This window comes from Nocardia sp. NBC_01377, assembly GCF_045040005.1.
Taxonomy (GTDB): domain Bacteria; phylum Actinomycetota; class Actinomycetes; order Mycobacteriales; family Mycobacteriaceae; genus Nocardia; species Nocardia noduli.
The window spans coordinates 6,648,192-6,672,071 of the sequence record NZ_CP109566.1; the positions used below are offsets into that span (position 1 = coordinate 6,648,192).

Genomic DNA, 23,880 nt, shown 5'->3' on the forward strand with positions numbered 1-23,880 from the left:
AGTGCGCTCCAGGTGGCTACCGTTGGTCGTGTTCGACGGGAAGGGCGAGGCAGTGGGCGAAACCGCAGCGGTGGACCGAACCGAGGTCGAGGATCGAGTGCGACCGCGCTATTCGATCGGTGAGGTCTCCGAGCGATCGGGACTGAGCCGCGACACCCTGCGGTGGTATGAGCGGATCGGGCTGATGGATTACATCGGCCGCGATCACACCGGCCGACGGCGCTTCAGCGACCGGGACCTGGAATGGCTGGCGCTGATCGGGCGCTTGCGCACCACCGGTATGTCGGTCGCCGACATGGTCCGCTACGCGGAACTGGTGCGCGCCGGGGATTCCACCCTCCCCGAGCGGCTGGAGATGTTCCGCCGCACCCGCGCCGAGGTCCTCGCCAAGATCGAAGAACTTCGTCGGACCGTGGACGTGCTGGATTACAAGATCGAGATCTACCAAGGCGGTTCCGGCACGCCCGCCACGCACATCAGCGAAGGGATCAATGTATGACAACGACGGGAAGTCTTCCGACGGCACCATTGGGTGCGAGCGGTATCGACGTCGGTATCCAGGGCCTGGGTTGCATGGGGATGAGCGAGTTCTACGGCCCCTCCGACCTCACCGAATCACGGGCCACGCTGGAACTGGCGCTGGAGTCGGGTGTCACCCTGTTCGATACCGCAGACGTCTACGGCTCCGGTCACAACGAGGAATTCCTCAGTGGTTTCGTGCGAGCCAACCGGGACCGCGTGGTCCTCGCCACCAAATTCGCGATCGTCCGCAAAGCCGACGATCCGGCCTTTCGCGGTATCGAGAACTCACCGGACTACATTCGGGCCGCCGTCGACGCCAGCCTGCGCCGCTTGGGCATCGACACCATCGATCTCTACTACATGCACCGGCGCGATCCCCGGGTTCCGCTCGAGGAATCAGTGGGCGCCATGGCCGAACTCGTCGCGCAGGGCAAAGTCCGCGCCTTGGGCCTGTCCGAGGTGACGGGTCCGGAACTGCGGGCGGCGCACGCCGTGCATCCCATCGCCGCGCTCCAGTCGGAATGGTCGCTGTTCTCCCGCGACGTCGAGCGCACCGCGGTCCCCGCGGCCGCCGAACTCGGCGTCACCTTCGTGCCCTACTCACCGCTCGGCCGCGGTTTCCTCACCGGATCGTTCACCGCCGCGGACGAATTGGCCGACAAGAACGATTTCCGTCGGGCAATGCCACGGTTCTCGGGCTCGAACGCCACCGCCAACGCCGAACTGCTCGCCCCGCTGCGCGCCATCGCCGACGCCCGCGGCGTCTCGCTGGCCCAGGTGGCGCTGGCCTGGGCGCATTCCCGCGCGGACGCGCACGGCGTGCCCGTCGTCCCGATTCCCGGCACCCGCAGCCGAATCAGGTTGGCCGAGAACACCGCCGCGGCCGCCCTCGCGCTGACCGCCGACGAACTGGCCTCCCTCGAACCGATCGCCGACCGGGTCGCTGGACCTCGCTACGCGGATATGACGTCCACCTCCGCCGGTCGCGAATAGCGTTTCACCGGAGTGGTTCTCGCACACGGTCCGCGGTAGATCGCGAGTCGGTCACCGGCTTTCAGGCGACGGTCGAGGCCGTCCGCCGTCGAAGGAAGGTCTCGTCGAAAGCACCGCTTCCGATTCGGCCGTCAGCCGACGACGACCGACACCGCGAGTTGCCGTGTCGCGTCGTCGACTTCGGGAATTCGGCATCCCAGCGCGACGACGTGATCGACCAGTGCCGGTTCGGGCGAGATCCCGTACTTGCGCAGGTTGTAGGGCACCGCGCCGGGCCAGACGAACGTGCCGTCGGTGTGGAAGTTCATCGGGACAGCGCGGTCGGCGGGTGCGAACTCGTCGACGTCGAAACTGCGGGCGCTGAGGACGACCGGGGCGTGTTCGAGGTAGGCGAGCACGTCGGCGGCGATATCGGGAGGCAGCGGAGACCGCTCGAGGATCGGACGACCGGCGGAGTCTCGGCCGTCGATGGCGGGCGACAGGCGTGGTTGCGCGGTGCTCACCACCGGAAATCTACCCTTTCGCGGAGCGACCGTGCGAGCGTCGGTCCGGAGCCGCCGCGTCGGACCACGGTCCGCTTGGTCGATCGCGACGGGTGTGCGGCAACTACCATCGCGAGAGTGAATGGTGAACGGGTCTGGATCGACAAGCAGACGCCCTCGGCCCAGAAAGCACTGATCGCCGTCGCGATCGAGGTGCACGCGGCGGGTGCGGCGGCGGGGCTGGACCGGCGCGTGATCGAACTGGTCAATGTGCGGGTCTCCCAGCTCAACGGCTGCGTCTACTGCCTGGGAGTGCATCACCGGGCCGCGCTCGCCGCGGGGGCCACCGAACAGGAACTGGCCGTGCTGCCCGCCTGGCGGCGCGGTGGTCCGTTCAGCTCGTTCGACCGTGCCGTGCTGGCGCTCGCGGAACTCACCGCGACCCTGCCCGACGAAGCGACGATGGACCGCGAATACGCCCGCGCTCGCGAACACCTGACCGACGATCAGGTGTCCGTCGTCGTCTGGGCGGCCACGGTCATCGGCGCTTTCAACCGTGTATCGATCATGAGCGGGCACCCGCTGCCCGCTCGGAAGGAGAAGAAGACGATGACCGAGCCCACCGCCGAGAACAAGGTCGCCGACAATCCCGGGAAGCACCGCTACGAGGTGTTCCACGGCGGCGCGTTGGCCGGGTTCGCCGAATACGTCGAACGCGACGACGTCACCGATTTCATCCACACCGAGATCGACGACGCCTTCGGCGGCAAGGGCCTCGGCAAGGTTCTCGCCCAGCAGGCGCTGGGGGAGGTCGTCGCTCGCGGCCGGGTCATCGAGGCGCACTGCCCGTTCATCCGCGCCTACCTGGACAAGCACCCGGAATTCGACGCGCACGTGCTCGGCAAGGGCATCCAGCGGTGACGACCGTCGCCGGGGCGCGCGGATGAGCGACCTGGAACCGTGCCCGGACGAGGCCGTGTGCGAACCCGCGCCCGGTCCGGGTCCGGTCACCGAGTTGTATCCGGCGCGCGAGGTGCCGTTGGGCGGGGTACGCGGTGTCTTCGTCGAGCGGGTGCTGCCGCAGCGGGATCTGCCGACGGTCGGCGCGTGGTGTTTCTTCGACCATTTCGGCTCGCCGACGGTCACCAAGACCGACGCGCCGCCCGATATCGACCCGCATCCGCATATCGGCCTGCAAACGGTGACCTGGCCGTTCGTCGGGCAGATCCGGCATCGCGATTCGGTGGGCTCCGATGTCGAGATCCATCCCGGCCAGCTGAATCTGATGACCTCCGGTCGCGGCGTCGCGCATTCGGAGTACTACTCGGCCGACGCGCCCGCCGGGCACGGTCTGCAACTGTGGATCGCCCTGCCCGGTGACAGCACCGGGATCGACGCGCATTTCGAACAGCATCGCGATCTGCCGGTCCACGAAGCTCCCGGCCTCCGCGCCACGGTACTGATCGGCACGCTGGCTGGACAGACCTCGCCCGCGCGTTCCTACACTCCGATCGTCGGCGCCGACGTCGTGCTCGAACCCGGGGCCGAGGTGACCCTGCCGTTGGAACCCGCGTTCGAATACGCGCTCATGCTGGTCGGGGGTGATGTCCGGGCCGCTGGAATCGATCTCGCGCCGGGGCCGCTGCTGTATCTGGGTAACGAACGCGCCGAATTGCGATTCGAATCCACCTCGGGCGCGCATTTCCTGCTGATCGGTGGCGAGCCGTTCCGGGAGGAACTGGTGATGTGGTGGAATTTCGTCGCGCGCAGCCACGAGGAGATCGTTTCGGCCCGAAACGATTGGGAGAACCACGATCTCGACCATTTCCCGGATGTCGCGGGCCATACGCCAGAGCAGCGCATTCCCGCCCCGCCGCTGCCGGGATTACATCTGAAACCACGCAGACGCCGGGTCGGCACCGCTCACGACTGACGGTTCCGGCCCCGGCGCACGAGTGTGCGCGGGGCCGGTTCCCGTCGTGTCTCAGCCCTTCGCGAGCAGGGCGTCCAGCGCGCGGTAGCTCTCGTTGAGTCCGGATTCCATGCCCGACTGCAACATTCCGTCGCGCTCCTGCGGGGTGTGGTACTGGCTGACGGTCACCACCTTGGTCCGGCCGTCGCCGAGGTCGATGAAACTGACGTCATCGATGGCGACGTGGCCGGGCATACCGTCCCATTCGAAGGTCTGCACGATGCGCTCCTGCGGTGTGATCTCACGGAAGCGCCCCTCGAAGCCGTGGGTCTCGCCCTCGGAGTGCTCGACGAAGCGATAGTGGCCGCCCTTGCGGAATTCCCACCGCTCCACGTCGACCCGGTTGCCGCGCCCCCACCATTGGACGAGTTGTTCGATGCGGGCGTAGGCGGCCCACACCCGTTCGCGGGGTGCGTCGAAAACCCGCTCGACATGGATTTCGCGCTCCACGGGAGTGGTGATCGTGGCATCGGTTGTCGTCTGTGTGCTCATTCGTGTGGCTCCGTTCGCTCGAGGAATTCACCGAGACGGTCCATTCGGGCTTCCACCATGCGCCGATATCCCTGCAACCACGCCGTTTCGCGGTCGAGGAAATTCGCGCCGAGCCTGCAATATCGAGTCCGGCCACGCTTCTCCGTCACGACCATGCCCGCTTCCTCCAGCAGCCGAAGATGTTTCTTGACGCCGGTCAGGGTCATCTCGAAACGTTCAGCCAGTGCGCTGACGGTCGCCGGGCCGCGGCCGAGGTGTTCGAGGATCCCACGCCGGGTGGGATCCGCGAGTGCGCCGAACGAGGCGTCCAGGAAGTCATACTGAACCATCAGGTTCAGTATTGCGGCCCGACACCGCGATGTCAACGGACACTCCGCGCGACGGACCCGACCCGCCGCTACGGAACCACCGTGAAGAACTCGTAGCTGTGCCCCTCCGGCGACCGCACATAGACGCCGCGACCACCATCGAGCCGATCGACGGCCCGATCCCACCCCCCGGTCGGCCCCGAGCCGTACGGCACATCGGGCAGGCATTCCAGCCGACGCAACACCGCGTCGAAGGTGCCGTCATCGACGAGGAAACCGAAATGACCGGGTTCGACAGCACCGCGATCATCGAAATCGAAGGTGAGGTCGGCATTGACGCGAACCGGAACGAACGGACCCGCCGGTTCGCCGACGGGAACGCCGAGCAACTCCGCGAAGAAGGTGGCCGCCGCCACCCGGTCGACAGCCGGAACAATCGTGTGATTCAGGACGATCGTCATGCGCACCTCCGATTCGTATGCGATACGCATACAAATATACATGCGGATCACACCCGAATCGCGATATTATTCTCCCATGACCGCACAACCGGACGATCCCGCCGACGGAGGGCCCGCACTGTTTCGCGTTATCCGTTTCTGGTCGCGGCGCTGGATCAACCGCACGTCGGCCGACCTGCCCGACGAACTCCGGCACGCCCTGTCCGTGCAGGTCGTGGAGGCCGTCGCCGCGGCTTCGGGGGAATCCACGGAGGCGACCGTGAGCGCCGTCGCGCACCAACTCGGCCTCGATCACTCCGGGGCGAGCCGGATGGTCCGCGACGCCACCGCGGCCGGATACCTGCGCAGAAGCGAATCGAGTCTCGACCGTCGCCGAACCGTGCTGCATCTGACCGTTCGAGGCGAAGAACTGCTCGGCGAGGCCCGCGACTGGCAGCGCCGGACCTTCACCGAACTGACCGCGGACTGGAGCCTTCGCGACCGTCGGCGATTCGCCGGTTACCTGCGACGCCTGAGCGACGACATGCGGCCGTGACGCCGGTTTCTATCCGTCCTGGGCGGGCGTCAGGGTCTGCGTGCCGATAACGCGCAGCAGCGCCAACCTGTCGGCGGCGTCGGTGCCGGGACGCGGCAGGTAGACCAGCAGTCGCTGCGCGGCGTTCGGCGTGAGCAGGGTTTCGCACACCGTCTCGACGAGACCGACGGCGGGATGCCGGATACGTTTGGTATCCGAAAGCCGCACCGCCACTTCGTGTTCGTTCCACAGCAACTCGAATTCCGCACTCCCCGCCCGCAGTGCGCCGATGAATTCGATGACATCGGCGTCGGCGGCCCGGCGGGCGGCGGTGGCGCGCAGATCCGCGACATGACTGCGGCCGAGCCGATCCCAGTCCTCCTCGGGGAACAGGGCGCGCCCCGCCGGATCGGTGAACCAGCGCCAGGCGTAGAAGCGATCGAGGCCGCGGCGCTCGCCGTGATCGCCCACCAGCAGGCTGTGCATCCGGTTCTGCACCAGCACCTCACCGAGATCGGTGATCACCGTGGCCGGAGTGTCGTCCAATTTGGCGAGCATGTGCAGAATCCCCGGACCGACGTGTTTGTCACCGAGCCCGCGACCGGGCGCGCCGTGACCGCACAGGTGATAGAGATGGTCGCGTTCGTCGCTGCTGAACCGCAGCGCGCGGGCCAGCGACGCCAGCACCTGGGTGGAGGGCCGCGGACCGCGCGACTGCTCGAGCCGCGTGTAGTAATCCGTCGACATACCCGCCAGCAACGCCACCTCGTCGCGCCGCAGCCCCGGGGTCCGACGGCGCACGCCGGGCGGCAGCCCGACATCGGCGGGCGTCAACTGCTCGCGTCGACGGCGCAGGAAATCTGCCAATCCGGGTCGGTCCATACCTCCACTGTCCCCGCCCCACCCCGCCTCAGCCAGGGATCGCCGCTCCCCCGATGAACGGTCTCTGCCACCGCCGTGCCATCGCGCTCACGCTGAGAACATGACCACATCGAATATCACCACCGTGCGACTTGGCAACACCGGCCCGACCGTCGGCCGCGTCGGCCTCGGCACCATGGGCATGTCCGGCGACATATACGGCGCCTCCGACGACGCCGAATCGATCGCCACCATCCACGACGCGCTCGATTCCGGCGCGAATCTCATCGACACCGGCGATTTCTACGGCGCCGGACACAACGAACAGTTGGTCGGTAAGGCCATCGCCGACCGTCCGCGTGAGGACGTGGCGCTCAGCGTCAAATTCGGCGCGCTGCGCGGGCCGGGCGGAACGTGGGGCGGCGTCGACAACCGCCCCGCCGCACTGCGCAACTTCCTCATCTACTCCCTGCAACGACTCGGGGTGGACTACGTCGACATCTATCGGCCCGCGCGACTGGATCCGTCGGTTCCGATCGAGGACACCGTCGGCGCCATCGCCGACCTGGTCGAGGCGGGCTACGTCCGTCACATCGGACTCTCCGAAGTCGGCGCCGACACCATTCGCCGGGCGGCGGCCGTCGCCCCGATCGCAGACCTACAGATCGAATACTCCCTGATCTCGCGCGGCATCGAAGCCGAGATCCTGCCCGTCACCCGCGAACTCGGCATCGGGATCACCGCCTACGGCGTGCTCTCACGCGGGCTGCTCAGCGAATCGGTCCGCGCGGGAACGCCCCTCGGCGGCAACGACTACCGCGCGCACACCCCGCGATTCCAAGGCGAGAACCTGGTCAGGAATCTGGAGTTGGTCGAGGCGCTCGCGAAAGTCGCGGCCCAGCACGATATCTCGGTGGCACAGTCGGCCATCGCCTGGGTGCTGAGCCGTGGCACGGATATCGTGCCGATCATCGGTGCTCGGCGACGCGATCGGTGGGCGGAAACGGTCGGGGCGCTGGATATCGGGCTCACCGAGGGCGATCTCGCCGCGATCGAGGCGGCGGTGCCCGCCGAGCGGGTGGCGGGCACCCGCTACGCCGAGGCGCAGATGGCGATGCTCGACAGCGAGCGCTGAAGTCTCCGGCCGCGCGGGCGCCCCGGGCGAGCCCCACGACCCAGCCACCGGGTTGCCTCGCGATCAGGTGCGCGGCGGCCGGATCACGGCGGTGAAAAAGGCTTCGGCGACCAGCTTTTCGGTGTTGTCGACGACGCGTACCGGCACTTCGAATTCGACCGGTCGGCGAGCGACCGTGTCCGTGCGCACCCGATCGAGCAACTCGCCGTCCACCTCCGACGTCGCGATGAACGGCCCGGCATCGCTCTTGGCGCGCGCGCTGTATTCGATCCTGCCACCCTTGGCCACGACGAAAGCATCGCCGACCAGGCCGACGATGGTCGAGATCGCGGCACCGATCGCGGCGGTCTCGGCGAGTCCGAACAGCAACGGGCCGTGCAGATCACCGTTCTGATTGAGATGTTCGGGTCCCGGATCGATCGAGACCACATGGCGACCGGTCGCGAATTCGACCGCCACGATCCCCGCGTACCGAATGAACCCCAGCTTCTGGAATTCGGCCATCACCAGATCACCGATAATCGCGTCCATAACCTCTCCCACTCACCGGAATTCGCCCTCGCTGCCCTCCGGAACCCCCACAGTCGACGCCGCCCACACAACGCGGAACCAACCTGATGGAGTGCCGAAGATGACGAGCACACGACCGATCGGTGCCGATATGGAAACCGCACGCTGATACCCCCTGAGACGACGATCGCCCCGCTCCGAAAAACGGAGCGGGGCGATCGTTGTTCTACCTACCGATTACCGGTAGTCGCTGAAACCGTAATCGTCCAGCGGGACGGCGGCACCGGTGGTGGCGCCGAAGCTGTCCGGGCTGTAGTAGGTGTCGTCGTAGGACGGCACCGCGTACGCGGCGGCACGAGCTTCTTCGGTCGGCTGAACCTGGATGTTGCGGTAACGGTTGATACCGGTACCCGCCGGGATCAGCTTGCCGATGATCACGTTCTCCTTCAGGCCGATGAGCTTGTCGGAGCGGCAGTTGATGGCCGCGTCCGTCAGCACCCGGGTGGTCTCCTGGAAGGAGGCCGCCGACAGCCACGAATCGGTGGCCAGCGACGCCTTGGTGATACCCATCAGCACCGGGCGACCCGCCGCGGGCTCACGGCCCTCGGCGACCACGCGACGGTTGGAGCTCTCGAACTCGGCGCGCTCGGTGAGCGAGCCGGGCAGGAATTCCGTCGCACCGGAGTCGATGATCGTCACGCGACGCAGCATCTGACGAACGATGACCTCGATGTGCTTGTCGTGGATCGACACACCCTGCGAGCGGTAGACCTCCTGGACCTCGTGGACCAGGTGGACCTGCACCTGACGGGGGCCCATCACGCGCAGCACCTCGTGCGGATCCGCCGCGCCTTCCAGCAACTGCTGGCCGACCTCGACGTGGTCACCGTCGGAGAGCAGACGCTCGGAGCCGTCGTCGTGCTTGAAGACACGCAGACGTTGACGCTTCGAGAGCTTGTCGTAGACGACTTCCTCGCCACCGTCATCCGGGATGATGGTGATCTTGTAGAAGCGGTCGTCGTCCTCGAGGCGGATACGGCCGGAGACCTCGGCGATAGGCGCCTTGCCCTTCGGCACGCGAGCCTCGAAGAGCTCCTGGACACGCGGCAGACCGCCGGTGATGTCATCACCCGCGACACCACCCTGGTGGAAGGTACGCATGGTCAGCTGGGTACCGGGCTCACCGATGGACTGCGCGGCGACGATGCCGACGGCCTCACCGATGTCGACCAGCTTGCCGGTCGCCATGGAGCGGCCGTAGCAGGTCGCGCACACGCCGGTGCCGGTGGTGCAGGTCAGCACGGAGCGGACCTTCACCTCGGTGATACCGGCCTCGAGCAGCGCCTCGAGCGCGGGATCGCCGAGATCGGCGCCCTTGCCCACGACGACGTTGCCCTTGGCGTCCAGCGCGTCCGACGCGAGCGTCCGTGCGTAGGTGGAGGTTTCCACGTGCGCGTCACGGATGATCGTGCCGTCGACCAGCTTCTCGGCGATCGGAACGACGATGCCGCGCTCGGTGCCACAGTCGTGCTCGCGCACGATGACGTCCTGCGAGACGTCCACCAGACGACGGGTCAGGTAGCCCGAGTCGGCGGTACGCAGCGCGGTGTCGGCCAGACCCTTACGGGCACCGTGGGTATTGATGAAGTACTCCAGAACCGTGAGGCCCTCACGGAAGGAGGACTTGATCGGCCGCGGGATGAACTCACCCTTGGGGTTGGTGACCAGGCCCTTCATACCGGCGAGGGTACGGGTCTGGGTGAAGTTACCGGTCGCGCCCGACTCGACGATCGTGATGATCGGGTTGTCCGGCGGGTAGTGCGCGCGCAGCGCCCTACCGACTTCTTCGGTCGCTTCCTGCCAGATCTTGACCAGGGCGTTGTTGCGCTCCTGGTGATCGAGCGCACCACGCTGGTACTTCTTCTCGATCTGATCGGACTGCGCCTCGTAGCGCTCCATGATCTCGGCCTTCTCCGGCGGAACCAGAACGTCCGACATGGAGACCGTCACACCGGAACGGGTGGCCCAGAAGAAGCCCGCGTCCTTCAGCTTGTCGACGGTCTGCGCGACCACGATCATCGGGTAGCGCTCGGCGAGATCGTTGATGATCGTCGCCTGACGCTTCTTCGGCATCTGCTCGTTGATGTACGCGTAGTCCGCGGGCAGCAACTCGTTGAACAGCACACGACCGAGCGTGGTCTTGGTGGTCCACGCGTCGCCACGGCTCCAGCCGTCGGGGAACAGCTCGGCCTCGACGTCCCTGGGCGGACGCTGATCGATCAGCCGCACCTTGATGAGCGACCGCACGGTCAGCTCGCCACGGTCGACCGCCATCTGCGCCTCGGCGGGGGACGAGTACACGCCCCGCTCCGGCCCGTCCTTGGTAGCCGCCCGGTACTCGCCCTTGTCGTCGTCGACGAGACGGGTCAGGTAGTACAGGCCGGTCACCATATCCAGACGCGGCATGGCGAGCGGTCGGCCCGACGCGGGCGACAGGATGTTGTTCGAGGACAGCATCAGGATGCGGGCCTCGGCCTGCGCCTCCGCGGACAGCGGAAGGTGCACGGCCATCTGGTCGCCGTCGAAGTCGGCGTTGAACGCCTCACAGACCAGCGGGTGCAGCTGGATGGCCTTACCTTCGACCAGCTGCGGCTCGAAGGCCTGGATACCCAGACGGTGCAGGGTGGGCGCGCGGTTCAGCAGCACCGGGTGCTCGGCGATGACCTCTTCGAGGACATCCCACACCTGGGGACGCTGACGCTCCACCATGCGCTTGGCGGACTTGATGTTCTGCGCGTGGTTCAGGTCGACCAGACGCTTCATCACGAACGGCTTGAACAGCTCGAGCGCCATCAACTTGGGCAGACCGCACTGATGCAGCTTGAGCTGCGGACCGACCACGATGACCGAACGGCCCGAGTAGTCCACGCGCTTGCCGAGCAGGTTCTGACGGAAACGACCCTGCTTGCCCTTGAGCAGATCGCTCAGGGACTTCAGCGGGCGGTTACCCGGTCCGGTGACCGGACGGCCACGACGACCGTTGTCGAACAGCGCGTCGACGGACTCCTGCAACATCCGCTTCTCGTTGTTGACGATGATCTCGGGCGCGCCGAGGTCGATCAGTCGCTTGAGGCGGTTGTTGCGGTTGATCACGCGGCGGTACAGATCGTTCAGGTCGGAGGTGGCGAAACGGCCACCGTCGAGCTGAACCATCGGACGCAACTCCGGCGGGATCACCGGAACGGCGTCGAGCACCATGCCCATGGGCGAGTTGCCGTTCATCTGGAAGGCCGCGACGACCTTCAGACGCTTGAGCGCGCGCAGCTTCTTCTGGCCCTTGCCCGAGCGAATGGTCTCGCGCAGGTTCTCGGCCTCGGCGTGGATATCGAAGCTCTCCATGAGCTTCTGGATGGACTCCGCGCCCATCGCGCCGGTGAAGTACTCGCCGTAGCGGTCGACCAGCTCGCGGTAGAGGACCTCGTCCACGATGAGCTGCTTGACCGAGAGCTTGGTGAAGGTGCTCCAGATCTCATCGAGCCGGTCCAGCTCACGCTGGGCCCGATCACGGAGCTGGCGCATCTCGCGCTCGCCGCCGTCCTTGACCTTGCGGCGCACGTCGGACTTGGCGCCCTCGGCCTCGAGCTCGGCGATATCCGCCTCGAGCTTCTGGGCGCGGGCCTCCAGGTCGGCGTCACGCTGATCGGCGACGGCCTTCTTCTCGACCTCCATCTCGGCTTCGAGCGTGGAGAGTTCGCTGTGACGCAGCTCGTCGTCGACGCCGACGATGACGTAGGCCGCGAAGTAGATGATCTTTTCCAGATCCTTCGGAGCCAGGTCGAGCAGGTACCCGAGGCGCGAGGGCACGCCCTTGAAGTACCAGATATGAGTTACGGGCGCGGCCAGTTCGATATGGCCCATCCGCTCACGGCGCACCTTGGCGCGGGTCACCTCGACGCCGCAGCGCTCACAGATGATGCCCTTGAAGCGAACGCGCTTGTACTTGCCGCAGTAGCACTCCCAGTCCCGGGTGGGACCGAAGATCTTCTCGCAGAACAAGCCATCCTTCTCCGGCTTGAGCGTGCGGTAGTTGATGGTCTCCGGCTTCTTAACCTCGCCGAAGGACCACTGGCGGATGTCCTCGGCGCTGGCCAGACCGATCCGGAGTTCATCGAAGAAGTTGACGTCTAGCACGTAACTTCCTTTCCCCTATTCGGGTCGAATTCGTGCAAAAAGTTCACTAGTCGGTGCTGCGCGGTGGCCGGATGTTCGTCGAATCGACGACATCCGGCCCGGCCGCCTAGTTCGCCAGATCGTCGACGGTCGCCGCTTCGTTCCTGGACAGATTGATGCCCAGGTTGGCCGCGGCGCGCTCCAGATCCTCGTCGTCACCGTCGCGCATCTCGATCGCCGCGCCGTCCGAAGACAGCACCTCGACGTTGAGGCACAGTGACTGGAGCTCTTTCAACAACACCTTGAACGACTCCGGAATGCCCGGCTCCGGAATGTTCTCGCCCTTGACGATGGCCTCGTAGACCTTCACGCGGCCGACGACGTCGTCGGATTTGATCGTCAGCAGTTCCTGCAGCGTGTAGGCCGCGCCGTAGGCCTGCATGGCCCAGCACTCCATCTCACCGAAGCGCTGGCCACCGAACTGGGCCTTACCGCCGAGCGGCTGCTGGGTGATCATCGAGTACGGACCGGTCGAACGGGCGTGGATCTTGTCGTCGACCAGGTGGTGCAGTTTCAGGATGTACATGTAACCGACCGCGACCGGGTACGGGAACGGCTCGCCGGAGCGGCCGTCGAACAGGGTCGCCTTGCCGTCGTCGTCGACCATGCGCTCACCGTCACGGTTCGGCAGGGTCGAAGCGAGCAGACCGGTGAGCTCCTCCTCGCGGGCACCGTCGAAGACGGGGGTCGCGATATTGGAGTCGGCCGGTGCGCCGATCATCTCCTCCGGCAGCGCCGCGGCCCAATCGGGCCTGGTGCCGTCGGTGGCGACGTCGACCTGCCAGCCTGTCTTGCCGATCCACCCGAGGTGGGTCTCCAGGATCTGGCCGATATTCATACGACGCGGCACGCCGTGGGTGTTCAGGATGATGTCGACCGGGGTGCCGTCGGGCAGGAACGGCATGTCCTCGGTGGCGAGGATCTTGCCGATGACGCCCTTGTTGCCGTGCCGACCGGCGAGCTTGTCGCCGTCCTGGATCTTGCGCTTCTGCGCCACGTACACGCGCACCAGCTCGTTGACACCGGGAGGCAGGTCGTCGTCGTCCTCGCGCGAGAACACGCGGATGCCGATGACCTTGCCGGACTCGCCGTGCGGCACCTTCAGCGAGGTGTCGCGCACTTCGCGCGCCTTCTCACCGAAGATCGCGCGCAGCAGCCGCTCTTCCGGGGTCAGCTCGGTCTCGCCCTTGGGGGTGACCTTGCCGACCAGGATGTCGCCGTCACGGACCTCGGCGCCGATGCGCACGATGCCGCGCTCGTCGAGATCGGCCAGCACCTCGTCGGAGACGTTCGGGATGTCCCGGGTGATCTCCTCGGCGCCCAGCTTGGTGTCGCGGGCGTCGATCTCGTGCTCCTCGATGTGGATCGAGGTCAGGACGTCCTCTTCCACGAGGCGCTGCGACAGGATGATCGCGTCCTCGTAGTTGTGGCCTTCCCACGGCATGATCGCCACGAGCAGGTTCTTGCCGAGGGCCATCTCACCGTTCTCGGTGCACGGACCGTCGGCCAGCACCTGGCCGGTCTCCACCCGCTGGCCCTCGTCCACGATCGGACGCTGGTTGGAGCAGGTGCCCTGGTTCGAGCGGTTGAACTTGCGCATCCGATAGGACTTGCGGCTGCCGTCGTCGGCCATCACGGTGACGTAGTCGGCGGAGACTTCCTCGACCACACCGGACTTCTCGTTCACCACGACATCGCCCGCGTCGACAGCGGCGCGCAGTTCCATGCCGGTGCCCACGATGGGGGCCTCGGAACGGATCAGCGGAACCGCCTGACGCTGCATGTTCGCACCCATCAGGGCGCGGTTGGCGTCGTCGTGCTCGAGGAACGGGATCATCGCGGTCGCGACCGACACCATCTGGCGCGGCGAGACGTCCATGTAGTCGACCAGGGCCGCGGCGACGAGTTCGTTCTCCTCGTTGCCACGACGGCAGAGCACACGCTCCTCGAGGAAGTTGCCCTCGGCGTCCACCGGCGAGTTGGCCTGCGCACGAACGTGGCGGTCCTCCTCGTCGGCGGTGAGGTACTTGACCTCGTCGGTGACCTTGCCGTCGACGACCTTGCGGTAGGGCGTCTCGATGAAACCGAACGGGTTGACCCGCGCGTACACCGATAGCGAACCGATCAGGCCGATGTTCGGGCCTTCCGGGGTCTCGATCGGGCACATGCGGCCGTAGTGCGACGGGTGGACGTCACGGACTTCCAGGCCGGCGCGCTCACGGGACAGACCACCCGGGCCAAGCGCCGACAGGCGGCGCTTGTGGGTCAGACCCGACAGCGGGTTGTTCTGGTCCATGAACTGCGACAGCTGGGAGGTTCCGAAGAACTCCTTGATCGCGGCGACGACCGGGCGGATGTTGATCAGGGTCTGCGGCGTGATCGCCTCGACGTCCTGGGTGGTCATCCGCTCGCGGACCACACGCTCCATACGGGACAGGCCGACCCGGATCTGGTTCTGGATCAGCTCGCCGACGGTGCGCAGGCGACGGTTGCCGAAGTGGTCGATGTCGTCGACCTCGACGGGAACCTCTTCGCCGCCGGGGGCGGTCATGTTCCGGTCACCGGCGTGCAGGCGCACCAGGTACTCGATGGTGGTGACGATGTCTTCCTTCGTCAGCACCGACGCGGTGATCTGCTCACCCAGGTGGATGCCCAGCTTCTTGTTGATCTTGTAGCGACCGACGCGCGCCAGGTCGTAGCGCTTCTCCTTGAAGAACAGGTTCTCCAGCAGGGTCTGCGCCGACTCCTTGGTCGGCGGTTCGCCCGGACGCAGCTTGCGGTAGATATCGAGCAGCGCCTCGTCCTGGCCCGCCGTGTTGTCCTTCTCCAGGGTGGACATCATGATCTCGGAGAAGCCGAAACGCTCGACGATCTCCTCGTTCGTCCAACCCAGCGCCTTCAGCAGCACGGTGACCGGCTGACGACGCTTGCGGTCGATACGGACACCGACGGTGTCGCGCTTGTCGATGTCGAATTCCAGCCACGCGCCGCGCGACGGGATGACGCGCACGCTGTGCAGGTCCTTCTCCGTGGCCTTGTCGACGTTGGAGTCGAAGTAGACGCCGGGAGAACGCACCAACTGCGAGACGACGACGCGCTCGGTGCCGTTGATGATGAACGTGCCCTTGTCGGTCATCATCGGGAAATCACCCATGAAGACCGTCTGGCTCTTGATCTCACCGGTGTTGTTGTTGATGAACTCGGCCGTCACGAATAGTGGCGCCGCGTACGTCATGTCCTTGTCTTTGCACTCGTCGATCGAGGCCTTGACCTCTTCGAAACGAGGGTCGGAGAAAGACAGGGACATGGAGCCGGAGAAGTCTTCGATCGGCGAGAGCTCCTCGAGCACCTCCTCGAGTCCGCCCGAGAGCCCGACGTCGCCGCGCGCGGCGGCCTTTTCTCGCCATGACGGCGAGCCGATCAACCATGCAAAAGAGTCCGTTTGTAGATCGAGAAGTCCGGGCACCTCCAAGGGTTCACGGATCTTCGCGAAAGACACCCGCAATGGGGCTCCGGGGATTCCGGCAACTGCCTTGGTCTGGGTGGAGACTGCCAAGATGCGTCCTTCCAGCACCTCACGCGCGTCGCGTGGTGGTCCGCGACCGTCGCTTGCCTGCTACGTTGAGATTCTCGCTGGTCACGACCCGAACGAACCCGAACAGGCAACAACGAAAGCAACACCGGAGGGGTGACACTTAGGAGTGCGGATCGAGGAATGGACAGGAGGCAGCCAGCGCAACGTCCAAACCTACACCTATCGGCACGGAGGTGTCAAAGTACCACCCGTGCGAACGTTCACGTGGCTGCCGCGCCGAGCCCCGGAAGGGGTAGGCACCGCCCCGTCACGGAGCGGTGCCCCGGCCCGAAACGCTGGCTGCGTCGAGGGCGGCGGGGCGGGTGAAGCCACTGTGACAGCTGCCGCTGTTGTGAATAGCGTGACGGCTCGGGCGAAGCTCGTCAAGTGGCGGCCCGACCTGGATGTCGACGCGATCGGCCGTCACGTTCAAGATCACCCGCCGACTCACTGATCGACGATCTCGCCGGCCAACCAGTGACCATCCACCTTCTGCATGCGCAACACGACCGGTCCCGCGACGCTCTGCTGGGCCACGCCCCCCTTGGTCGCGCTCACGACCAGATTCACCAGCAACTCCGCCCGGTCATCGGTGAGCATGGTCACCCCGATGGGGTCGGCCTTGGCATCGGCGCTGGTCTGCGCCTGTTTGATCGCGTCGATCGTGGTCGAGGAGAATTTGTCGAGATCGGTCAGCATCGCGCCGGTGACCACCGAGCGCACCGCCGCCTCGTAGCCGTCGATGTGTTCGATGTCGTAGCCGTAGATGGTGCGCAGCGCGTGGTCGGCGGCCGCGCGCACCTCCTCGGTTCCCGCGCTGTCGACGAAGGCCAGATTCGAATCGTTCACGCCCGGCCGCAACGCGGCGGTGACCGCGAATCCGGCCAGCGCGACCGCGGCGACCGCGGACCCGACGACGACCGTCCAGGACGATCCTCGGCCCGCGAAACGACGCGCACGCGGTTCGGCGCCGCCACCGCGCGCCCACTTCTTGCTCGCGCGCGAGGCGCTCGGGTTCCCGGACCGCGGCGGTACCGCGGCGCGCGCCGGACGGGTCCCCGCGACGGCGCGAGCACTCGGACGGGCGGCGGACCCGGTGGCCGGACGCCGCCTGGAGGTGACCCGGTTGACCGGTTTACGAGAATTCATCGGGTGTCCTCCTACGATCCGGGCTTGGGCGCGGTAGGCGCGTCGGCGGGCGCCTGGGCCCCGTCGGCGGCGGGCCGCTGAGCAGGCTGTCCCATTCCGCTCGGTCCCGGGCCGTCGAGCAGCACCGGTTGGGTCAGCGACGCGACCTGCTCGGCCTTCCAGACATCGCCGTTCCTGGCCATCTCCAGGCTCCAGGTGTAGCGGTAGTCCGAGACCGACTTGTCCGGCTTGGACTCGGTCACCTGGAGTACCACCAGCGCGGTGGCCTTGTCGCGCTCGCTGTTGAGCGCGGTCAGCGAGGCGCCGAGCACCTTCGATTTCATCTCGACACCCGCCTGCGCGGCGAGCTGCTCGGACCGCTGCTGATTCTTCTGCGCCGATTCCAGGATCGCGCCGGTCATCGACGAACGGGCCATCGCGAGCGAACCCGGGACGTCGTCGAGTTCCATCGAGGTCATATTGATGGCGGCCTGGCGCGCCGAATCGAGGGCGCTGTCGCGGGCGGCGGCACGCGGGCCGTCGGTGAACCAGGCGGACCTGGCCCAGCCCGCGCCGAACCACGCCGCGGCGATCAGGGCGACGACCAACGCGCCGACCGCGGCGGTGCTCGAGGCGACCGGTGCGCGGCGTGCGGTCCCCGCCGCGCGGTTCGCGTCGGGAGGCACCGTGGAGCCACTTCCCACGACAACGGCGGCCTTGTCCGCCCCGGCGGTGTCGGACGACGATCCGGCGGCCGCGGCCGACGCCGACGACTCGGCCGCCGTGGCATCGGATTCCTCGGTCCCCGGTTCGCTCGCCCCCGGCATTTCCTTGGAGAGGTCGATGTTCACGACAGGCACCCTAACGTTGTCGGTCCTGGTCACCGCTTCGGCGTGACCCCGAGCAGGGTGGCCATCTGTACGGCGATCGGATTCAGATTCAGCTTGTCCGGATCGGTCTTGGGAACGTCGTCCCACGGCTGCGCGACGGCCGGATCGGCCGTGTCGGCCCGCGCTCCGCCACGTACCGCGGTCGGATTACCCTGCGGCACGGTGCACTTCGCGTTCGTGTTGAACGGGAACTCGTCACGGGAGTCGTCGAAGTCGGGGTTCTGCGCCTTCATCTGCTCGAGAATCTGGTACGTCCCCTCGTAGCCGACCGTACACGCGGGCGGGTTGTTCACCTCGAGCACCAAACCGAAATGGCTGGTGCCGTCACCGGGCGCGGTGGCCGACGCGCCGACCGAGAGTCCGGGCAGCATGATCAGCAGCGGTTGCAGCGCGTAGAACTTCGGCGAGATGGCCTGCAACAGCACCCGCAGATTGGTCAGGTTCTCGGTGAGCGCCGCGCCGCTCTCGCGCAGCAGCGCGCCGATCTGGCGGCCCGCGTCGGTACCGGTGCCGATCAATCGACGCACGGCCGGATCGCTGGAGCGCAATTGGGCGGTGACCTGGTCGAGGCCGTCGCTGAACTGCCGGATGGCCGCCGACTGCTCGGCCTGGGTACCGAGCGCGATCCTGCCGTCACGGATCAATTGGATGGTCTGCGGCAGCGCCTCGTCGAATGTCTCGGTGAAGGTGTTCAGCGATTCGAGCAGGACCTTGAGATCGTCGCCTTTGCCGTTGAGCGCCTTCCCGAGTTCGGTGACGGTCGTGTGCAACGCGGCGAGATCGACCGAACTGGTGAAATGATCCACGCTGCCGATCAGTTCCTCGACCGAGATGGGCGTGCTCGCCCCGACGATCACCGAATCGTTCTTCAGGTACGGGCCGCTGTCGCTGTCGGGCTGTAGATCCACGTACTGCTCGCCGATCGCGGACCGGTTGGCCACCACGGCCTTCGCCGACACCGGAATCCTGGGCCCGCTCGTCTCCAGATCGAGGGTGAGGACCACACCGTCGGAACTGAGTTGCAGGTCGCCGACCCGCCCCACCGGCACGCCCCGGTAGGTGACCTCGGCGCCCTTGTAGACGCCGCCGGTCTGGGTCGCCTCCACCTTCACCCGGTAGAGGCCGAATCCGAACATCTCGTCCAGCCGGACGTAGCGGGCGCCGACGTAGACGACGCCGAGCACGGCGATCAGCGCGAACGCGATCAGCTGATAACGCACCAGGCGTGTCATCGCGGAGCCTCCTGCTGATCGACGCCGAACTGTTCGAGCAACGGACCCAGCGGATTCGGCACCCCGGGAATCCCGGGAACCTGGGCCAAGCTCTGCGGCAGCGGCACCAGCGAGACGGTCGGCCAGCCTGGACTCGGACCGTTGCCGTTGTAGTACGGATTGCTCGGATTCACCGGAACCGGGCGGCCTACCGGCGGGATGTAGACCGGATCACCTTTGCCCACACCGAGATTGTTCAAGGCGACGCCGATCTGCGCGTCCACCGAGAGCCAGGTGTTGACCGAACCGCCGAAGGTGCCCTCCAGCGTCGAATCCGGGAACGGATAGGTCGGGATCAACGGCAGCGCGGTCACCAGATCCGGTGCGGCACGGCCGAGTTCCTGCAAGGTGGGACGCAACGAGATCAGGTCGGCGATGAGGTCGTCCTTCGACGCGTTCAGCACGTCGAAACCGGCCTCGCCCACCCGATCCAGCTGTGTCAGCAACGAGATCAATTGCGGCCGTTGCTCATTGAGAATCTTGATACCGGCAGGCAACTCGTCGAGGATCTTGCCGATCTGGAAGGTCTGCGTACTCACTCTGGCACTGAGCGTGCCGAGTCCGTCGATGGCGCGGGTGATGTCATCCACCTGCTTATCCAGTCCGGTGATCAACGTCTCGGTCTGTTCGAGCAGGGAACGCACCCGGCCCTCGCGTCCGCCGAGCGCCTTGTTCAATTCGGTGACGATCGGCTGCAATTGCGCGACACCGCCACCGTTGAGCAGCAGCGACAGCGCGCCGAGCACCTGTTCGATCTCGGTGGCGTGCCTGGTGTGATCGACCGGGATGACCGAACCGTTCGTGAGCCGGTTCGGATCGGGATCGGCCGCGGGCTTGGACAATTCGATGAATTTCTCACCGAGCAGATTCGACTGCCGCACCTCGGCCCGCGCGTTGGCGGGCAGATCGACCGACGAATTGACCAGCGTACGCACACTGGCCGTCCACTTGTCCTTGCCGATGCTGATCTCCTCGACGCGCCCCACCGGCACGCCTTCGACCTTCACCGAGGACTGCGGCACCAGATCGAGGACATCGTCGAACTGGATCTCGATGGTCATCGGATGGTCGCCGACATCGGCGCCACCGGGCAGCGGAATGCTGTAGATACCGTCGGAGGAGCAGGACGTGACCAGCGCCGCGGTGACCGCGAGCGCCACCGCGCCGCCGAAACCACGTGCGGCACTACGGATCTTGTTCATCGCCCACCTTCTTCGGACGGCGGCAACCGGTTGGACGGAGTACCGGGCACGGTGCCCGGCACCGGATCGCGCTGCTGGTTCTCGCCGCTGAGAATGCCGAACGGCAGGATCAGCGTCGGGGTCTGCACCCCGGCGGTGATCTGGTCGGTGATCTCCTTGCAGTGTTCGATGATCGGACGCAACTGCCTGCCCAACGCCTCGAATTGCGGATCACCCGGCATCAGCTTGGACAGATCGAGCATCTTGCACACCACGCCGAACGGATCCTGCAATTCCGGAAAGTTCGCCCGCATGTCGAGGGTGCCGGATTCGCCGTTGTGGATATTGATCAGATTGCTCAACGCCACCGGCAGGACCGGAAGCACCGCGGCCAGGTCGTCGCGCTGGTCGGCCAAAGTTCTCGTCAACGTGGTCAACGCGGCGGCATTGTCGGCGACCAGTTCCCGGTTGTCGTCGATGAACCGCGCGACATCACCGAGCGCGACCGAGAGCAATTCCAGTGCCTCGCCGAGATTCTGACGCTCACCGGCGAGGAAACCCGCCAGATCGGCCAATTGCGTGTTGAATTCGCGCACCTGCGCGTCGTTGACGGCCAGCATGCTGACGAAACTCTGTAGATTCTTGACCGTCTCGAAGATATCGCCGCGCGCGTCGGACAGATAGCGCGCCGCCTTGCTGAGCTGGGAAATGCTGTTGGCGAGCGCTTCGCCGTTACCCGCCAGATTCGCCGAGGAACTGCGCACCAGTTCGTTGACCGCGCCCTCTTTGTTGGCGCCGTTGGGGCCGAGTGCCTCGGAAAGTTCCGCGATGCTCTTGTACAGCTGATCGACCTCGACCGGCGTCACGGTACGGTCGCGCGGAATGGTCGCGTCGCGTTCCATTTTCGGACCGCCCCGATAGACGGGGGTGAGCTGGATGAACCGGTCGGAGACCACCGACGGGGTGATCTGCGCCGCCTGCGCCTCGGCCGGAATATCGTAGTCCCGGTCGACGCTCATCACGACTTTCACCTGGTCACCCATCGGTTCCACCGAATCGACCGATCCGACCGCCACACCGAGGATTCGCACATCCGAACCCTCGTAGATACCGACCGAGCGATCGAAATACGCGGTGATCCTGGTGGTGTTCATCCGATCGAAGAACCGCCACAGGAATCCGGCGGCCGCCACGATCACGACGAGTCCGATCACCATCGTCACCTTGGCGCCGCGGCTCATCCCGCGTAGCGCGGTCAGTGGCTCGTTACTCGCGGCCACGTCAGTTACCTCCCAGGGTGCGCACCGGCGCGCGGTCGCCCGGAATCTCGGGCAGGGCGGGCGGAATCACATTGGTGATCACCGCGTCGAACCAACGACCCGAGCCGAGCACATTCGCGTACAGGCCGTAGAACGGCGCCGCGAGTTCCAAGGTCTTGGAGATGTTCTGCTGGTTGTCGTTCAACAATTCGATCGACGCGTGCAGATTCGTCAGCGCGGGACCGATCTGTTCCTCGTTGTCGTGCACCAGCGCGCTCAATTCGGCCGACACCGTCTTAGCGCCGGTGAGCAGCTGGTGAATGGCCTGCTGGCGGATATTCAACTCCGCGAGCAACTGTCCGCCCGAGGCGAGCAGACGCTCGAATTCGGCATTGCGATCGGCCAGCACCCTCGTGGTCTGATTCGTCGCGCGGAACAGGCGCTTCAATTCCTCGTCGCGTTTTGCCAGCGTTTCCGAGAGCCGGGCGATGCCGTCGATCGAACCCCGGATCTGCGGCGGTGTGGTCTCGAAGGCGTCGGCGAGCACCTGCATACTGGTCGCCAGCTGACCGGTGTCGATGTTCTCCAGGCTGTTCGCCGCGTCGGTGAACGCGTCGATGACGTCGTACGGTGCGACGGTGCGCGACAACGGAATCCGCTTGCTCGGATCGGCCGGATCGGTTCCGTGCGGATCCAGCGCCAGGTACTTCTGGCCCAGCACCGTTTTGATCTGGATGGAAGCGGTGGTCTCGTTGCCGATCCAGGCGTCCTTGGTCCGGAATTCGACCAGGACCCGGTCCCCGTCGAGGCTCACGCCCGCGACCTGGCCGACCTTCACCCCGGCGATGCGGACCTCGTTGCCCTTCTTCAGACCCGCCGCCTCGGAGAATTCGGCGGTGTAGGTGATCCCGGCGCCGATGATGGGCAGCCGGTCCAGGAAGAACGCCGACACCGTCACCAGCAGCACCATCGACAGTCCGAGCGCGCCGAGAAATGCCGGGCTGCGTTTACCGAGCAGAATGCGGTCGTCCATCAGCGGGCCTTCCCCGAGCAGCGCGGCGCGGCATTCGTGTACAGCGGCTGGTTGATCGTGGGCACCCCCGCGGGCAGGTTGAGCTGCGGCGCGTCGACCGCGCCCGGCCCGACCACGACGTCGATACCGCACAGATAGAACTGGAACCAGGAGCCGTAACTACCGACACGGCCGAGCTTTTCCATCTTGATCGGCAGGGTCGCCAGCGTCTGGTTCACCTCGTCGGAACGCTCGTCGAGGGTGCCGGTGAGCTGACCGAGCCCCGCGATCGCCCCTTGCAGAGTCGGGCGCACCGGAACGAGCAGATCGGAGGTGGCCGAGGCCAGGTTGCCCAGCGACGACACCGAACGCCCGATCACGTCGCGCTCGGCGGACAGGCCGCTGACCAGTGCCTCGGTATTCACGATGAGTTGGTCGAACTGGTCGGCGCGCTGATTGACCGTTTCCAGGATCTGCGTCAGGTTCTTGACCAGCTCACCGATCACCGCGTCCTTGTCGGCGATCTTGTTGGTCAGATCCGCGGTCGAGGCGACCAGATCGTGGATCGTGCCCTGCTCGCCCTGGAAGACCTGGATGATCTCGAAGGACAGCTTGTTCACATCGTCGGCCGTGAGCGTGCGGAACAACGGGCGGAAGCCGTTGAACAGTGTGGTCAGGTTGAGCGCGGGGCGGGTCTTGTCCAAACCGATGGTCGCGCCCTCGTTCAGCTTCCTGCCCTGTTCGCCCACCCCCTGTTCGAGAGCGATATACCGCTGGCCGACCAGGTTCCGGTAGCGGATGGTCGCCGTCGTCGACGCGGGCAGCCAACTGCGGTCCTGCACCTCGAAGACGACCTCGGCCTGTCGCCGGTCGACGATCTTGACCGCGGTCACCTTGCCGACCCGCACACCGGCGATACGCACTTCGTCGCCCTTGTTGAGCGAGGTCACGTCGGTGAACCTGGCCTTGAACTCGGTGCCGCCACCCGTGTAATTGGCGATGGACAGGCCGAGCATGAGTGTGGCGAACAACGTCACTATGACGAAAATGATCAATTTGGTCAGCGGACCGCCGAGCCCGCGCAT

At 66.1% G+C, this 23,880-nt stretch carries 20 protein-coding genes and 2 pseudogenes; 7 read left to right on the forward strand and 15 right to left on the reverse strand.

Going from position 1 to position 23,880, the window contains the following annotated elements:
• The first annotated feature begins 52 nt into the window (after nucleotides 1-52).
• Entirely contained in the window at nucleotides 53-499 is a 447-nt protein-coding gene (locus tag OG225_RS30540; protein ID WP_405178374.1) for a MerR family transcriptional regulator, read from the forward strand.
• A complete protein-coding gene (locus tag OG225_RS30545; protein ID WP_405178375.1) occupies nucleotides 496-1,515 on the forward strand; it encodes an aldo/keto reductase in 1,020 nt (339 codons plus the stop codon). Before OG225_RS30540 ends, OG225_RS30545 begins: the two co-directional genes overlap by 4 nt.
• A gap of 131 nt (nucleotides 1,516-1,646) precedes the next feature.
• Here OG225_RS30545 and OG225_RS30550 read toward each other — a convergent pair whose 3' ends face one another.
• The gene (locus tag OG225_RS30550; protein WP_405178376.1) at nucleotides 1,647-2,018 is read right to left on the reverse strand and encodes a hypothetical protein; all 372 of its coding nucleotides are present in this window, start codon (nucleotides 2,016-2,018) and stop codon (nucleotides 1,647-1,649) included.
• Nucleotides 2,019-2,135: 117 nt separating this feature from the next.
• Between OG225_RS30550 and OG225_RS30555 the strand changes: the two are divergent.
• The 3 genes and pseudogenes from OG225_RS30555 to OG225_RS30565 all read left to right on the forward strand — a co-directional run.
• Nucleotides 2,136-2,591 (forward strand): annotated as a pseudogene (locus OG225_RS30555) (carboxymuconolactone decarboxylase family protein); the annotation flags it as partial.
• Nucleotides 2,592-2,669: 78 nt separating this feature from the next.
• Nucleotides 2,670-2,918 (forward strand): annotated as a pseudogene (locus OG225_RS30560) (GNAT family N-acetyltransferase); the annotation flags it as partial.
• Nucleotides 2,919-2,940: 22 nt separating this feature from the next.
• Entirely contained in the window at nucleotides 2,941-3,930 is a 990-nt protein-coding gene (locus tag OG225_RS30565) for a pirin family protein (protein ID WP_405178377.1), read from the forward strand.
• 51 nt (nucleotides 3,931-3,981) lie between these two features.
• Here the strand turns inward: OG225_RS30565 and OG225_RS30570 are convergent, their stop codons facing one another.
• The 3 genes from OG225_RS30570 to OG225_RS30580 form a co-directional block, all read right to left on the reverse strand.
• Complete coding sequence (locus tag OG225_RS30570; protein WP_405178378.1) at nucleotides 3,982-4,461, reverse strand: SRPBCC family protein; 480 nt, start codon at nucleotides 4,459-4,461, stop codon at nucleotides 3,982-3,984.
• On the reverse strand, nucleotides 4,458-4,790 hold the full coding sequence (locus tag OG225_RS30575; RefSeq protein ID WP_405178379.1) for an ArsR/SmtB family transcription factor: 333 nt from the start codon (nucleotides 4,788-4,790) through the stop codon (nucleotides 4,458-4,460). Before OG225_RS30575 ends, OG225_RS30570 begins: the two co-directional genes overlap by 4 nt.
• A gap of 68 nt (nucleotides 4,791-4,858) precedes the next feature.
• Nucleotides 4,859-5,230: a VOC family protein gene (locus OG225_RS30580; RefSeq protein WP_405178380.1), complete on the reverse strand. Its 372-nt coding sequence runs from the start codon at nucleotides 5,228-5,230 to the stop codon at nucleotides 4,859-4,861.
• Nucleotides 5,231-5,306: 76 nt separating this feature from the next.
• Between OG225_RS30580 and OG225_RS30585 the strand changes: the two genes are divergently transcribed.
• Entirely contained in the window at nucleotides 5,307-5,765 is a 459-nt protein-coding gene (locus OG225_RS30585) for a MarR family winged helix-turn-helix transcriptional regulator (protein WP_216918095.1), read from the forward strand.
• A 9-nt stretch (nucleotides 5,766-5,774) separates the two neighbouring features.
• On the opposite strand, the gene OG225_RS30590 is transcribed toward OG225_RS30585, so the two are convergent.
• On the reverse strand, nucleotides 5,775-6,626 hold the full coding sequence (locus OG225_RS30590) for a helix-turn-helix transcriptional regulator (RefSeq protein ID WP_405178381.1): 852 nt from the start codon (nucleotides 6,624-6,626) through the stop codon (nucleotides 5,775-5,777).
• Between the two features lie 100 nt (nucleotides 6,627-6,726).
• Between OG225_RS30590 and OG225_RS30595 the strand changes: the two genes are divergently transcribed.
• Nucleotides 6,727-7,740: an aldo/keto reductase gene (locus tag OG225_RS30595; protein WP_405178382.1), complete on the forward strand. Its 1,014-nt coding sequence runs from the start codon at nucleotides 6,727-6,729 to the stop codon at nucleotides 7,738-7,740.
• A 63-nt stretch (nucleotides 7,741-7,803) separates the two neighbouring features.
• Here the strand turns inward: OG225_RS30595 and OG225_RS30600 are convergent, their stop codons facing one another.
• The 10 genes from OG225_RS30600 to OG225_RS30645 form a co-directional block, all read right to left on the reverse strand.
• Nucleotides 7,804-8,271, reverse strand: a complete 468-nt coding sequence (locus OG225_RS30600; protein WP_405178383.1) for a PaaI family thioesterase — start codon at nucleotides 8,269-8,271, stop codon at nucleotides 7,804-7,806.
• A 216-nt stretch (nucleotides 8,272-8,487) separates the two neighbouring features.
• Nucleotides 8,488-12,441: a DNA-directed RNA polymerase subunit beta' gene (locus tag OG225_RS30605; RefSeq protein ID WP_405178384.1), complete on the reverse strand. Its 3,954-nt coding sequence runs from the start codon at nucleotides 12,439-12,441 to the stop codon at nucleotides 8,488-8,490.
• Nucleotides 12,442-12,547: 106 nt separating this feature from the next.
• A complete protein-coding gene (locus OG225_RS30610; protein ID WP_405178385.1) occupies nucleotides 12,548-16,054 on the reverse strand; it encodes a DNA-directed RNA polymerase subunit beta in 3,507 nt (1,168 codons plus the stop codon).
• 447 nt (nucleotides 16,055-16,501) lie between these two features.
• On the reverse strand, nucleotides 16,502-17,203 hold the full coding sequence (locus OG225_RS30615) for a hypothetical protein (RefSeq protein WP_405178386.1): 702 nt from the start codon (nucleotides 17,201-17,203) through the stop codon (nucleotides 16,502-16,504).
• A gap of 11 nt (nucleotides 17,204-17,214) precedes the next feature.
• A complete protein-coding gene (locus OG225_RS30620; protein ID WP_405178387.1) occupies nucleotides 17,215-18,033 on the reverse strand; it encodes a hypothetical protein in 819 nt (272 codons plus the stop codon).
• Nucleotides 18,034-18,062: 29 nt separating this feature from the next.
• Nucleotides 18,063-19,304, reverse strand: coding sequence for an MCE family protein (locus OG225_RS30625; RefSeq protein ID WP_405178388.1), 1,242 nt, complete (start codon nucleotides 19,302-19,304; stop codon nucleotides 18,063-18,065).
• Nucleotides 19,301-20,545, reverse strand: coding sequence for an MCE family protein (locus tag OG225_RS30630; RefSeq protein WP_405178389.1), 1,245 nt, complete (start codon nucleotides 20,543-20,545; stop codon nucleotides 19,301-19,303). The genes OG225_RS30625 and OG225_RS30630 overlap by 4 nt, the downstream gene beginning before the upstream one ends.
• Nucleotides 20,542-21,765 (reverse strand): MCE family protein, encoded by a 1,224-nt coding sequence (locus tag OG225_RS30635; protein ID WP_405183420.1) that lies wholly within the window; start codon nucleotides 21,763-21,765, stop codon nucleotides 20,542-20,544. The genes OG225_RS30630 and OG225_RS30635 overlap by 4 nt, the downstream gene beginning before the upstream one ends.
• Nucleotides 21,766-21,805: 40 nt before the next feature.
• Nucleotides 21,806-22,816: an MCE family protein gene (locus OG225_RS30640; protein WP_216914931.1), complete on the reverse strand. Its 1,011-nt coding sequence runs from the start codon at nucleotides 22,814-22,816 to the stop codon at nucleotides 21,806-21,808.
• On the reverse strand, nucleotides 22,816-23,880 hold the full coding sequence (locus OG225_RS30645) for an MCE family protein (protein WP_405183421.1): 1,065 nt from the start codon (nucleotides 23,878-23,880) through the stop codon (nucleotides 22,816-22,818). Before OG225_RS30645 ends, OG225_RS30640 begins: the two co-directional genes overlap by 1 nt.

Coding starts and splice junctions, on each gene's coding strand:
- OG225_RS30545 (WP_405178375.1), top strand. CDS start 496: ATGACAACGACGGGAAGTCTTCCGACGGCACCATTGGGTGCGAGCGGT.
- OG225_RS30565 (WP_405178377.1), top strand. CDS start 2,941: ATGAGCGACCTGGAACCGTGCCCGGACGAGGCCGTGTGCGAACCCGCG.
- OG225_RS30570 (WP_405178378.1), bottom strand. CDS start 4,461: ATGAGCACACAGACGACAACCGATGCCACGATCACCACTCCCGTGGAG.
- OG225_RS30575 (WP_405178379.1), bottom strand. CDS start 4,790: ATGGTTCAGTATGACTTCCTGGACGCCTCGTTCGGCGCACTCGCGGAT.
- OG225_RS30580 (WP_405178380.1), bottom strand. CDS start 5,230: ATGACGATCGTCCTGAATCACACGATTGTTCCGGCTGTCGACCGGGTG.
- OG225_RS30585 (WP_216918095.1), top strand. CDS start 5,307: ATGACCGCACAACCGGACGATCCCGCCGACGGAGGGCCCGCACTGTTT.
- OG225_RS30590 (WP_405178381.1), bottom strand. CDS start 6,626: ATGGACCGACCCGGATTGGCAGATTTCCTGCGCCGTCGACGCGAGCAG.
- OG225_RS30595 (WP_405178382.1), top strand. CDS start 6,727: ATGACCACATCGAATATCACCACCGTGCGACTTGGCAACACCGGCCCG.
- OG225_RS30600 (WP_405178383.1), bottom strand. CDS start 8,271: ATGGACGCGATTATCGGTGATCTGGTGATGGCCGAATTCCAGAAGCTG.
- OG225_RS30615 (WP_405178386.1), bottom strand. CDS start 17,203: ATGAATTCTCGTAAACCGGTCAACCGGGTCACCTCCAGGCGGCGTCCG.
- OG225_RS30625 (WP_405178388.1), bottom strand. CDS start 19,304: ATGACACGCCTGGTGCGTTATCAGCTGATCGCGTTCGCGCTGATCGCC.
- OG225_RS30630 (WP_405178389.1), bottom strand. CDS start 20,545: ATGAACAAGATCCGTAGTGCCGCACGTGGTTTCGGCGGCGCGGTGGCG.
- OG225_RS30635 (WP_405183420.1), bottom strand. CDS start 21,765: ATGAGCCGCGGCGCCAAGGTGACGATGGTGATCGGACTCGTCGTGATC.
- OG225_RS30640 (WP_216914931.1), bottom strand. CDS start 22,816: ATGGACGACCGCATTCTGCTCGGTAAACGCAGCCCGGCATTTCTCGGC.
- OG225_RS30645 (WP_405183421.1), bottom strand. CDS start 23,880: ATGCGCGGGCTCGGCGGTCCGCTGACCAAATTGATCATTTTCGTCATA.